Origin of the sequence: Bradyrhizobium sp. BTAi1, from assembly GCF_000015165.1 — a bacterium.
GTDB lineage: Bacteria > Pseudomonadota > Alphaproteobacteria > Rhizobiales > Xanthobacteraceae > Bradyrhizobium > Bradyrhizobium denitrificans.
In genome coordinates, this window is the sequence record NC_009485.1 from 4,301,978 (window position 1) to 4,314,098 (window position 12,121).

A 12,121-nucleotide genomic window follows, 5' to 3' on the forward strand; every position below is an offset into this window, starting at 1 on the left:
GGATTGATCCTGGCGATCCCGGGATGATGGTCGGCGCGGTTACCGCGTGGCTTCGGCGAGCATCCCGAACACCGAGAAAACCAGCGGTTTTCGTTCCAGATTATAGGATTCGGTGTCGCGCGCGGCGCGGACGATCTTTTCCCATACCTCCGCCAGCCGTGCAAGGCGCGGCAGTTCCGCATTGGGATCTGAAGTCCGGAGCCGCTCCGCGACCCAGCGCTCGATGCTGTCGAGGAAGCTTGCAAGCGCCACACGGTCGCTGGTGCCGAGCGCATCGCCGAGCGCATGCAGCTCGCCGGGGTCTATTCGCGGCAAGCTCGCCAGCAGCGCCGTCGTCCGGCTTTGCAGTTGCAGCCCGTCGCCGCCCATCAGCATCAGGGTGCGCGCGACGCTGCCTTCGGACGCCCGGGCGGCGTCGCGGAGCGCGGGATCTCCAGCCGCCATGCCGGTGGCCTCGGCGGCGGCGCTGATCACATCGTCGGTCGACAGCGCCCGCAGCGCAAGCCGCCGGCAGCGCGACTTGATGGTGGCGAGTACGCGTGCCGGCGCGTGGCTGACCAGCAGGAACAGGGACTGCTGCGGCGGCTCCTCGAGGATCTTGAGCAAGGCATTCGCCGCATTCGGATTGAGCTCGTCGACGGTGTCGACAATGCACACGCGCCAGCCCTCGACCGCCGCGGTCGAGCCGAAGAACGAGATGGTCTCGCGGGTTTCGTCGACGGTAATGACGGTCCGCAGCACGCCCTTGTCGTTGGCCGAGCGCTCCAAGGTGAGCAGCCCGCCATGGGCTTCCGAGGCGATCAGGCGGGCGACATGGTCATCCGGTTCGACATGCAGCGAAGTGGCCGCGCGCACCGCAGGCGAGCTGGGATCGCGATGCGTCAGCACGAACCGCGCCATGCGGTAGGCCAAGGTCGCCTTGCCGATCCCCTGCGGGCCGCCGATCAGCCAGGCATGTGCCATCCGGCCGCTGCGATAGGCCGCCAGCAGCGCGGCTTCGGCGTCGCGGTGGCCGAACAGTGCGGTGGTCTCGCGCGGATGGCGGACCGCGATCTCGGCTTCGACCTTGCGCGCGCTCATGACGCCGCCGCCACGGCCGTGAACAGGCGTTCGCGGACCGCGTCCCAGACGAGCAGCGACACCGGGTCCGGGCCGGCGGTCGCATCGATCAGCACGCAACGCTTGGGATCGTCGTCGGCGATCTTGTGGAAGGCGTCGCGCAGCCCTTTGTGGAACTTGATGTCCTCGGCTTCGAACCGGTCCGGCGCTCCGGCGCCGCGCCGCGCCGCGGCCCGCTTCAGGCCGACCTCGACCGGCACATCCAGGATGAGGGTCAGGTCCGGCTTGAGGTCGCCGATCGTAACCCGCTGCATCGCATTGAGCACGTCGGGGGCGACCTTGCCCAGGCTGCCCTGATAGGCCCTCGTCGAGTCGAAGAAGCGGTCGCACAGCACCCAGCTGCCCTGGCTCAGCGCCGGGAGAATCACGTTGCGGACGTGGTCGTCGCGCGCGGCGGCGAACAGCAGGGTCTCCGCTTCCGCGCCCAGCAGCTTGCCCATGCCCGACAAAACGAGGTGGCGCATGATCTCGGCGCCGGGCGATCCGCCGGGCTCGCGGGTCAGCACGACGCGCATCCCCTCGCTCTCCAAGCGGGCCGCCAACATCTTGATCTGGGTCGACTTTCCGGCGCCCTCGCCGCCCTCGAAGGTGACGAATCGGCCGCGGCCAGGACCACGTTTCAAAGCTACATCCGCCATCTCTCTAAAGCTTCTCGGCCCCGGCGCGGAACATGCCGATCACGAGCTCGCTGGCCCCATCGATCGCGCGCCGCATCGTCGATCCTCTCTCCACCGCCTCCGCGGCATAGACGGGCGCCTCCATGGCGATATTGGGGCCGCGCCAGACCCTGACAACCCCGACCTTCTGTCCGGGCTCGACCGGCGCGCGCACCGGCCCGCTATAGACGATGCGCGCGATCAGCTTGTCGCCGCCATTCTTCTGCACCATGACCTTGACGGGCACCGGGCTCGACAGCTTGACCGAGCGGCTCTCACCGCCAAACACCTTGGCATAGCCGATCGGCTGGTCGGCGGCGAACAGGGTCCGGGTCTCGAAATTGCGGAACCCCCATTCCAGCATCTTCTTGGCCTCGGTGGCGCGGTCCTCGGGATCCTCGAGGCCATTGACCACGACGATCAGCCGGGTGCCGTTCTGCACGGCCGAGCCGACCATGCCGTAGCCGCCCTCCTTGGTGAAGCCGGTCTTCAGGCCGTCGGCCCCCTCCATCGCATTCAGCAGCGGATTGCGATTCTGCTGCCGGATCTTGTTCCAGGTGAATTCCTTCTCGCCGAAGATCTTATAGAATTCGGGAAAGTCGAGGATGATGTGGCGGGCGAGCATCGCCAGCTCGCGGACGGTCATCTTGTTGCCGGGATCCGGCAGCCCGTTGGAATTGGCGAAGGTCGATTTGGTGAGACCGAGCTCGCGCGCCCGCTTGGTCATGTAGTCGGCGGCGAAGATCTTCTCGTTGCCCGCCATGCCCTCGGCCAGCGCAATACACGCGTCGTTGCCGCTCTGGATGATCGCGCCATGCAGGAGGTCGCTGACCGAGACCTTGCTGTTGAGGGCCGCGAACATCGTCGAGCCGCCGGACGGCGCGCCGCCCCGGCGCCAGGCATTCTCGCTGATCCGGTATTCGTCGTTGAGCTTGATCGTACCTTCCTTGACGGCGTTGAACACCACCTCCGCGGTCATCAGCTTCATCATGCTGGACGGCGCGCGCAGCTCGTCGGCATTCTTCTCGAACAGCACGCTGCCGCTATTGGCCTCCATCAGGATCGCGGTCGGCGCGTCGCCGTCGAAGCCGCCCTCCTCCTTGCGTGCGCCCTGCACGCTCTGATTGGCGGCGTAGAGCATCCCGCTCCAGCCGATCGCCACGGCCGCTGTCAAGGCCACGATCGCGCGGGTTATCCGGCCGGTCATGAAACCGGAGCGGCGGAACGGTGAGGTCATGAAAGCCATCGGCCAAGCCCTGGAGCGCGCGGGCCGTTTCTAACAGCTGGCTGCGGCGCAAACAACACGGCAGTCCTGCGGAGGCGGCCGCTGTCCCGGAATTTGCGCCGCCTCGCGCAGGGTGCGATAGCATTCCGGGAGCGCGATAAAAAATCAATCAATCGAGGGGGAAGCGATGTCATCGACGCGGATGATCAAGGCCAACGGCATCGAACTCTGCGTGCGCGAGCAAGGCGAAGGTGCGCTCGTGCTGCTGTGCCACGGCTGGCCCGAACTGTCCTATTCCTGGCGGCATCAGATCCCGGCGCTCGCCGCCGCGGGCTATCGCGTCGTGGCCCCGGACATGCGCGGCTTCGGCGGTTCGCAGGCGCCGGCCGAGATCGGCGCCTATTCGATCTTCGACATCGTCGGCGACATGGTCGCGCTGGTGGGCGCGCTCGGAGCGCAGGACGCGGTGATCATCGGCCATGATTGGGGCGCGCCGGTGGCCTGGCACGCCGCCTTGTTCCGGCCGGACCTGTTCAAGGCCGTGGCAGGCCTGAGCGTCCCTCCCCCGTTCCGCGGCCGCGCCCGGCCGCTCGACATGCTGCGGGCTGGTGGCATCGAAACCTTCTACTGGCAGTATTTTCAGGCGCCCGGTGTCGCCGAGGCGGAGCTCGAACGCGACATCGCGCTGACGATGCGCACGATGCTGGCCCGCGGCTTCTCCGATCCGCAGTCGCTGTTCGTCACGCCAGATAAAGGCTTCCTCGGCGAGGTCGATCCCGACCTGCCCTTGCCGGCGTGGCTCAGCGCGGACGACCTGGCCTATTTTGTCGACGCCTATCGCGCCTCCGGCTTTCGCGGCGGCCTCAACTGGTACCGCAATATCGATCGCAATTGGGAGCTCACCGCGCCCTGGCAGGATGCGCAGATCCGACAACCGTCGCTGTTCATCGCAGGCGGCGAGGACGCGGTCGTGACCGGACTGATCGGCGCCAAGCGCGTCCAGGACATGGAGCGCGTGCTTCCCGATCTCCGGCGCAAGCTGATCGTCGCCGGCGCGGGGCATTGGATCCAGCAGGAACGGCCCGACGAAGTGAACGCGGCGCTGATCGCATTCCTGCGCGAGGTGGCGCCGCAGAGCTAACGCTCGTCATGGGGGCGCGAGCCGGTCCCACCGTTGGGGCATCTCAACTCCCGCTCGGAACGGCAGCGTACGTCGCGCGCACGCGCACCAACTGCCGACGGACGAACGCAAGGACGACATGGCGACGCTGCTCGGTCACCTGTGAAAACATGAATGAGCCCGCCACGGCGGCCGACAGTGCGATCAGGACGACGCCGATGCCCGGTTGGTCGGCTTGTTGTTGATCCCTCAGCAGCGCGAACACCGCGAGCAGAATCGGCAGGTGAAGCAGGTACAGGCTGAACGACATGCCCGCAAAGCGGTTCGCGGCGTCGGCAAGAAACGCCGGGATGCGGGCATGCAGACGCGAGACGCCCCACAGGTGAACGGCAAAGGCGGCAGCGACCAGCCAATTGCGCAGGAATTCTCCGGAGTGCTCGACATAGCCGACCAGGTCGCGCGACACGACGTTCAAGGATTGCTTGCTGATGCCAAGCAGGGCCAGCAAGAGCAGCGGAACGACGATGACGGCGGTCCAGGTCAGCAGCGCGTTGTCATTGCTGATCCGCGTCGCACGATGGACGGCGACGCCGGCGAGCCAACACGGAAACAGCAAGAGGATCTTCGGACCGGCGGCCGCACAGGCCAGCGCAGTCAACGGCAGCTTGAAACGGTCCGCATAGATCCACAGGCCAAAAATCAGGTAGTAGAACACTTCAAACGACAGCGACCAATATGGTCCATCCAGAAATGGATGAATGTCCAATGCCACCGATTCGTTGAGGAATACGGCGCATAGCGCAAAGCTTGCGAAAGGATGCGCGAGCGCTTCAGGATATTTCGTCGAGGCGCCCGGAAGCAGAACCGACAGCAGCGCGCAGATCACCAATGTCGGCAGCGCAACCGAAAAGATCCGAACCGCTCGATCGGTGACGAACTCCGAGGCGGTCTTGCGGTCGGCCAGATGCGCGATGACGAAGCCGCTGATGACGAAGAAGATCATCACATAGGCCTGGCCGTTCGGCGGGAGCCACGGGCGAAGCCAGACGGGGCTCAGTCCGTTGTCGCGGATATGGTACAGCACCACAGCCATGGCTGCGATCCCGCGCACGAGGTTCATATAGGTCGATAATGTGCTCGAAAACATTGTCGGGGTCGCCGATGGCTTTTGAACAATGGCGAATCACGCCGGTGCAGCCGCAACTATCGCGGATGCCTAGCTAGCCGATCCACTGCCGGCCGTCGACATGACATCGACTGCGGGCCGTCACGGTGGAACTCAGCGACGAATGCGCAGCCTCCCGATGCGGCCTGAAGGCCGGCACGGTAACACCGAATCCCGGATCGAGCGCGCGGGCGAAGCCCTGGCCTTTTGCGAGCCGGTTTATCCCTGCCGGTTTATCCCTGGCCGCGCTCGACAGCGGATGTCCTCGACAATGGGGGCGCAACTGGTCGCGCCAAGCCGGCCGCGTCAGCCGACGCGAGGCGCTTCGTCGATGTCAGCGGACCTCAATCAGTACAGCCCGCGACCGCTCATGATGTCTCGGGCTTCGTCGGCGCCATCATTGGCCTCTGCCCTGCCCTGCGCGGCGTAGCGGCCGTTCTGATCATAGGAGACGGCGCGCGGATTATCGAGGCTCCGCCCCCGCGTCCTGCTGGACGCCGACATTTCCGACGTTGCGGCGATCGAGGCCAGGTCGGCCGAGCCATTGCCCAGCGTATAGGGACGGCCCTCCGGCAGCGGGACCTCGCCGCGAATCGGCCGGCCCGCGCCGACGTCCGGCACGAACGGCTTGGCCGAGGCGACGCGGACCAGGGACGGCGCCGGCGCCGGGATGCCCGTGCGCAAGGTCGCCATCAGCTGGACGTCGTCGGACCCCTCCAGGGGGGCGCGGCCGACATATTCGACGCGCACGCGGGCGACGCCGGTGCCCTTGAACTCGAGCAGGTCAGCCGCCTTGTTGGAGACGTCGATCAACCGGTTGGCATGATACGGGCCGCGATCGTTGACGCGGACGATGAGCGATTTGCCATTGGCGAGGTTGGTGACCCGGGCATAGCTCGGCATCGGCAGGGTCGGATGCGCCGCCGTCAGCGAGGCCATGTCGAACACCTCGCCATTGGCGGTCAGGCGCCCGTGGAAGTCATCGCCATACCAGGATGCCATGCCTTCGGCGCGATAATTGGTGTCTTCTTCGGGCACATAGGTCTTGCCGGCGACGGTATAGGGCTTGCCGACCCGGTAGACACCACCGCCCTTCGGCACCGGCTCGCCGAAGCCGACCACGCGCGGGCTCGACGACACGCCGTATTTCGGATCGACCTTGCTGGCGAATTTGTTCGACGAGGCGCAATTCGCGACCATCAGGCAGGCGAGGACGGCGACAGCGCTACGCACCGCTCTCTCGACCGGATGTGTTTGACCAATCCCCATCGACCCCAATTACCACTTCGCCGGCAGCGCCTGAGCACGCGATCAGGCTCGAATCGTCCCAGCTTGTCCCCGAGTCGCATCCCCGCAACTCATCAAGTAAGGATAACGCAACCCGAACACGGCGGAAATGGGGTGGGCTCGCCGTGGTTAACCGGAGCTTTCCGACTGCAACTGAGACGAGAAGGCCGCTCTCGTCCCCCACCCAGACAGCACGATCGTGTTTCGAGTGCACCTTTTTGGTCACATATGTTGCTCGAAATCCTCAGCTCAGTCTGATCTCATTTTCCGGGACCTGAATCATTTTGACTGTGCAGGGCTGCACGTCGTTTCCTTCTCGCGGGGCGCAACAGGATGTGTTCGCTATGATCGAAGCAGTTACCGCAGTGATGGGCTTGGTTGGCGCCGGGATCTTCCTCGCTCACGCCTTTGAGGGCGTGCGTTTCCGGGCCTGATGTCGAACGGGCCCGCGTAACGGGCCGGGCTGCTTCAGAGACGGCTTGAAGCAGCAGTTGTGCAAGTTGGCCGTTTGCACATTGCCTTTGTCCAGCCGCCGAGCGCGCGCGTGACAGCGGCAGAACGCAGGCGGTGGTGGATGCAACATCAAGATATGCTTTCGGGCGGATTTCTCGCCCTGGCAGCGGTGAGCACGGCAATCCTGTGCTCTGGCCTGGTCGCCCTTGCGTTCAGGTGAGGAGGCCTCGGTACGGCCCGCACGAGAGCGGCGCCATGCCCTGCCGGCCTGACATCGGCCGAATGATCGCCCCCGGTCGCCATCAGCCTCGACCGGGCCTGGTTCAGAACGAATTCCGCAACGCATGATGGCGCGCATCTCTGATGCAGCGCCGTTGACGAGCCGCAAGGCAACACCCTAAACAAGCGTGGTCAGGCTGGTGCGCGGCGACGCATGCGATCGCGCTGCTCCGGACCAGCACAGGATGGAAGGGTGGCCGAGTGGTTTAAGGCACCGGTCTTGAAAACCGGCGTGCCCGCAAGGGTACCGTGGGTTCGAATCCCACCCCTTCCGCCAGTCCTGATCGAAGTCCGGGGCCCCCAGCGCGTCTCCACGGCGATGGCGACCGCTAGGTCGTGCCGCGGGAGCCCATCCTGAGCCACGACCTCATCGCGCATCCGACGATCAGCGCCTTGAACTCTTTCTCCTCGGCTCAGACCTGAGAATTGCCCAAGAGCTTGATGTCGTCCTTCGGTCCGATGAAGCGCGAGAGCTTGCTGTCGAGAAGCCGGCCGAAATCGTCCATGATCGTAAAGGCGGCCGGCACGAAGACAAGGCTGAGAAAGGTCGAGGCGAGCAGCCCGCCGATCAATGCGACCGCCATGGGGGAACGGAACGCGCCGCCGTCGCCGAGCCCCAATGCAGAAGGAACCATCCCTGCCGTCATGGCCGCTGTCGTCATGATCACGGGTTGAGCGCGCTTGCGGCCGGCTTCGAGCAACGCCGTCGTGCGTTCGACGCCGCTCGCGACCTCTGTGATGGCGAAGTCCACGAGCAGGATCGCATTTTTCGTCACGATTCCCATGAGCATGAGGAATCCGATAATGGCCGAGAGGTTGATGGCATGGCCGGCCAGCAGCAGCGCAAGCAGCGCTCCGCCGATCGACAGCGGCATGGAGAAGATGATGGTGATCGGATGCATCGCGTCGGCGAAGAGCAGAACGAGGACGGCGAGCACCATGAGTACCCCGGCAGCGATCGCGAACGAAAAACTCGAAAACACGTCGTCCATGATCTCTGAATCGCCGAACCTCGCAATCGTCACGCCGGCGGGCAGGTTGCGTGCCGAGGGCAGCGCCATCACTTGCGCGATGGCCTCGCCCAGCGGGGTGCTTCCGACGAGGTCGGCCTCGATGGCGACGCGACGCCTGCCGTCATAGCGTTCGATGGTCATCGGCCCCTCGCCAAAGCCGATTTCGGCGACCGTGGCCAGCGGTACGGTGCCGTTCCTGGCTTTGATCCGCAGCATATCAAGGGTCGATAGATCGCCTCGAGCTCGCTCGTCGAGCTGCACGCGGATTGGCACTTGGCGGTCGACGGCCGAGAACTTCGCCAGACGCGCGGAGACATCGCCGATCGTCGCAATCCGCGCCACTTCGGCGATCTGCGTCCCGGAGATTCCAAGATCGGCAGCCTCCTCCAGCCTCGGCAGGATGCGAATCTCCGGCCGGGCGAGAGCCACGGTCGAGACGACATTCGCGAGCACGGACACGTTCTGCCGGGCGTCCCGCTCCACCGCGAACGCCGCTTGCTCGACCACGGCGCCATCGCGTCCGGACAGGATCAGCGTGAATTCGCGTCCGCCGCCGCCGTTGCCGAAGCTGTAGCGAAGATCCGGGATCGCGCCGAGCGCCGCGCGCATGTCGTGCTCGAAGGCCTTCTGGCCGTGCGACCGGTTGCTGCGCGCAACGAGGTCGACGATGATGGTGGCCTTGCGCACGTCACCCGCGGTGACGCTCAGCCCGTGGGCGCCGGCGGTGCCGCCGACCGCATAGACGCTCCTGACTTCCGGCCGCTTCTTGAGCAGGGCCGTGATGCGGTCCGTGGCGGCCACGGTATCCGCGATCGTCGAGCCCGGTGGCAGCTCGATCAGGAGAACCGAACGCGACAGGTCATCGGTTGGCAGAAAGCCGAGCGGCAAGGCGCCTGCGACCATCAACGAGCCCAGGAAGACCAGGCCAGCAAACGCGAGCGTGACGAAGCGGTGGCGAAGCGACCATTCGAGCATGCGGAGATAGTGCCGCATGAGCACTCCATGCCCTTCGGAATGGCGCTGAGGGGCGCGAAGGAAATATGCCGCAAGCAGCGGCGTGATCAGCCTTGCGACCAGCAAGGAAAACGTGACTGCGATGGCGACCGTGAGGCCGAACTGCTTGAAGTATTGACCGGCGATGCCGTCCATGAGGCTGACCGGCATGAACATGGCGACGATGGTCATGGTCGTCGCGACGACCGCGAGTCCGATCTCGTCGGCCGCCTGGAGCGAGGCGCGATAGGCTGATTTGCCCATCCGGATGTGGCGGACGATGTTCTCGATCTCGACGATCGCATCATCGACCAGGATGCCGGTGACCAGCGTGATTGCGAGCAGGCTGACGGCGTTCAGCGAAAACCCGATGATGTCCATCACCCAGAACGTCGGGAGGATCGACAACGGTATCGCGAGCACGGAAATTGCCGTCGCGCGAAGGTCGCGCAGAAAAATCAGCACGACGACGACCGCGAGGATGGCGCCTTCGGTCAACGTCTGCATGGTGGCTCTATAATCGGACTTGGTGTAGCGCACCGTGCTGTCGATCTCGGATACGGACAGATCGGGATGCTCCTTGGCGAGTAGCTCCAATCTCTTCCCGACGGCCTCTGCGACGGCCACGTCGGAGAAGCCCTTCGCACGGAAGACACCAAAGGTGACCACCGGTCGTCCATCGAGGCGAGCAAAGCTGCGGGCGTCGGCCGCGCCATCGATGACCGTGGCAATCTCCTTCAACGCAGTCCTTCGGCCGCCGGGCAGCACGATCGCGGTATTGGCCAGTCCGTCGATCGTCGCGGCCCCCGCGAGCATGCGTATGGTCTGCTCTCCCGCCCCCACTTCACCGCGCCCGCCGGAGAGATCGACATTGGTCGCTCGCAGCTGCGCGTTCACGTCCGCCGCTGTGATGCCGAGCGCGATCAGCCGGTCGGGCTGCAGCGACACCCGGATTTCACGATCGGCGCCGCCGGCGCGCTTCACCTGCGCGACGCCGCGAACGCCCTGGAGAGCTCCCGTGATGACGTCATCGACGAACCAGGACACCTGCTCGGCTGTCCAAGCGGGAAACGACACGGCATAGGTGACGATGGCCATCCCTCCGACCTCGACCCGCTGTATCGACGGTTCCTCGATGCTCTGCGGCAGCTCCGACCGGATATTCGCCATCGCGTTCCGGACGTCATTGACCGCACGATCGGCCGGCGTCCCCAGTTGGAACTCGATTGTCGTCACGGACACGCCGTCAGAGATGCTCGACGTGACGTGCTTGGCCCCGACGACCCCGGTGACCGCATTTTCGACGTTCTTCGTGACCTGCGTTTCCAGCTCGCTCGGCGCAGCACCGGTCTGGGCGATCGTGACGGTGACGATGGGGATGTCGATATTGGGCATCTGCGTGATCGGCAGGGTCTTCAGGCTGACCGCACCGAGCACAATCAGGACGCCAAATAGCACCAGCGATGGAATGGGTTTCCGAATCGACCAGGCGGAGATGTTGAGGGCCATCTCAGTCTTCTCCCGCAGATCCGGCATCACTGCGGACCGGCAAGATCCGGTCGCCCGGCCTGACGAAAGCGGCGGCTCGAACGACGACCTCCTGGCCTTCAATCAGCCCGCTTACGATTTCGACACGGGTGCCGCGTGCAAGTCCGGTTTGGACATTCCGGAGTTCGACGACATTGTTGGTCGCGAGCTGAACATAGCTGCCATTCTTGCTGAAGCTGACGGCGGACAGCGGTACGGTGACGGCTTGTCGCTTGCCGAGTGTAATGCTGCCGCGGGCAAAAACACCGGCCCTCATGGCCGCATGGGGAGAGAGCGCGACCGCGACGCGACCGAGACGGCTCGCTTTGTCGACAGTGGGATCGACCAGCCGCACGCGGCCGCGGATGGACTGGCTGACGCCGGGCAACCAAACTTCCACGTCCTGGGCCGGCTCGATCTGCGGCAGCACGGTTTCCGGAACCTCGGCATCGAATTCGATCTGACCGTTACGTATGAGGCGGAACAGAGGTTCGCCCGCCGTGCCGGTCACCGCGCCGAGGCGAGCGGCGCGGTGCGAGATGATCCCCGCAGTCGGCGCCTTCAGTTCGGTCCGCGCGATTTTCAGCTCGATCTCACCACGTTGCGCCTCCGCAAACGCTTCCTCGGCCTTGGCCATGCGCAAATTCTCCGCAGCTGCGGTGGACTTTGCCGCGGCGACCTTGGCCTGGGTCTCACGCGCCAGGAGTTGCGCTGGAGATATCGTGCCGGTGGAGTTTAAGGTCAGCGTGCGATTCAACGCGTCGGCCGCTTCGGCTTCGTTGGCTTGCATCTCCGCCATCGAGGCCTGCATCTGCGCGACCGACGCTTGGGCTATCGCGATCATCGCGGTGTTCTGCGCGAGCTGTGTCCGGAGCATCGTGCCGTCGAGGCGAGCGAGCACCTGCCCTGCTTCCACGCGATCGCCAACGTCGGCCAGCAGTTCGACGATGCGCAACCCGTCGACCTCCGCACCGACAACATTTTCCTCGCGGGCCACAAGCGATCCGGTCACGGCCAGCGTCTCGGTGATCGACTGCCGTTCGGCGCGGGCAAGCGTCGTCGCGATCGGTGCCGCACCCGAACGTTCGCCTGCGTCCCGTCGCGGATCGGAGATCTGCGTTGCGGCCGCTTCGACCTGCTGGCGCCTCGCGCCGCTCACAGCGAACATGGCGGCGCAGACTGTTACGGCGAGCATTGGGAAGGCGATCCACGCGAACCTCGACAGCGGCCTTTTCACGCGACGACCTTCCTTTGGATCCGACCGCGAAGTCGGCATGACGCCCG

The 12,121-nt window shown here is 65.3% G+C and carries 8 protein-coding genes, 1 tRNA gene and 1 pseudogene; 3 read left to right on the forward strand and 7 right to left on the reverse strand.

Features of this window, described 5'->3' with window-relative positions:
- Positions 1–39 precede the first annotated feature (39 nt).
- Genes BBTA_RS19205 through BBTA_RS19215 form a run of 3 tightly spaced genes read right to left on the reverse strand, consistent with a single transcriptional unit; the run spans position 40 to position 3,021 of the window.
- Positions 40–1,080 carry a DNA polymerase III subunit delta' gene (locus BBTA_RS19205; protein ID WP_012044168.1) on the reverse strand — a complete coding sequence of 347 codons (1,041 nt, stop codon included), beginning with the start codon at positions 1,078–1,080 and terminating at the stop codon, positions 40–42.
- Entirely contained in the window at positions 1,077–1,757 is a 681-nt protein-coding gene (gene tmk / locus BBTA_RS19210) for a dTMP kinase (RefSeq protein ID WP_012044169.1), read from the reverse strand. Before tmk ends, BBTA_RS19205 begins: the two co-directional genes overlap by 4 nt.
- A gap of 4 nt (positions 1,758–1,761) precedes the next feature.
- Positions 1,762–3,021, reverse strand: a complete 1,260-nt coding sequence (locus tag BBTA_RS19215) for a D-alanyl-D-alanine carboxypeptidase family protein (protein WP_041750759.1) — start codon at positions 3,019–3,021, stop codon at positions 1,762–1,764.
- Positions 3,022–3,187: 166 nt separating this feature from the next.
- Between BBTA_RS19215 and BBTA_RS19220 the strand changes: the two genes are divergently transcribed.
- Positions 3,188–4,141: an alpha/beta fold hydrolase gene (locus BBTA_RS19220; protein WP_041750760.1), complete on the forward strand. Its 954-nt coding sequence runs from the start codon at positions 3,188–3,190 to the stop codon at positions 4,139–4,141.
- 43 nt (positions 4,142–4,184) lie between these two features.
- Here BBTA_RS19220 and BBTA_RS19225 read toward each other — a convergent pair whose 3' ends face one another.
- On the reverse strand, positions 4,185–5,267 hold the full coding sequence (locus tag BBTA_RS19225; protein ID WP_012044172.1) for an acyltransferase: 1,083 nt from the start codon (positions 5,265–5,267) through the stop codon (positions 4,185–4,187).
- A gap of 508 nt (positions 5,268–5,775) precedes the next feature.
- Between BBTA_RS19225 and BBTA_RS41825 the strand changes: the two genes are divergently transcribed.
- Positions 5,776–5,844 (forward strand): hypothetical protein, encoded by a 69-nt coding sequence (locus tag BBTA_RS41825; protein WP_371260210.1) that lies wholly within the window; start codon positions 5,776–5,778, stop codon positions 5,842–5,844.
- A gap of 173 nt (positions 5,845–6,017) precedes the next feature.
- Here BBTA_RS41825 and BBTA_RS41830 read toward each other — a convergent pair.
- Positions 6,018–6,554: pseudogene (locus BBTA_RS41830) on the reverse strand (septal ring lytic transglycosylase RlpA family protein); the annotation flags it as partial.
- Between the two features lie 937 nt (positions 6,555–7,491).
- On the opposite strand from BBTA_RS41830, the gene BBTA_RS19235 reads away from it, so the two are divergent.
- Positions 7,492–7,581, forward strand: a tRNA-Ser gene (locus tag BBTA_RS19235).
- Positions 7,582–7,717: 136 nt separating this feature from the next.
- Here the strand turns inward: BBTA_RS19235 and BBTA_RS19240 are convergent.
- Together BBTA_RS19240 and BBTA_RS19245 are read right to left on the reverse strand one after the other, a co-directional pair.
- Positions 7,718–10,819: an efflux RND transporter permease subunit gene (locus BBTA_RS19240; RefSeq protein ID WP_041751524.1), complete on the reverse strand. Its 3,102-nt coding sequence runs from the start codon at positions 10,817–10,819 to the stop codon at positions 7,718–7,720.
- Position 10,820: 1 nt separating this feature from the next.
- Positions 10,821–12,074: an efflux RND transporter periplasmic adaptor subunit gene (locus tag BBTA_RS19245; protein ID WP_041751525.1), complete on the reverse strand. Its 1,254-nt coding sequence runs from the start codon at positions 12,072–12,074 to the stop codon at positions 10,821–10,823.
- Between the last annotated feature and the right edge of the window lie 47 nt (positions 12,075–12,121).

Coding starts and splice junctions, on each gene's coding strand:
- BBTA_RS19205 (WP_012044168.1), bottom strand. CDS start 1,080: ATGAGCGCGCGCAAGGTCGAAGCCGAGATCGCGGTCCGCCATCCGCGC.
- BBTA_RS19215 (WP_041750759.1), bottom strand. CDS start 3,021: ATGGCTTTCATGACCTCACCGTTCCGCCGCTCCGGTTTCATGACCGGC.
- BBTA_RS19225 (WP_012044172.1), bottom strand. CDS start 5,267: ATGTTTTCGAGCACATTATCGACCTATATGAACCTCGTGCGCGGGATC.
- BBTA_RS19240 (WP_041751524.1), bottom strand. CDS start 10,819: ATGGCCCTCAACATCTCCGCCTGGTCGATTCGGAAACCCATTCCATCG.
- tmk (WP_012044169.1), bottom strand. CDS start 1,757: ATGGCGGATGTAGCTTTGAAACGTGGTCCTGGCCGCGGCCGATTCGTC.
- BBTA_RS19220 (WP_041750760.1), top strand. CDS start 3,188: ATGTCATCGACGCGGATGATCAAGGCCAACGGCATCGAACTCTGCGTG.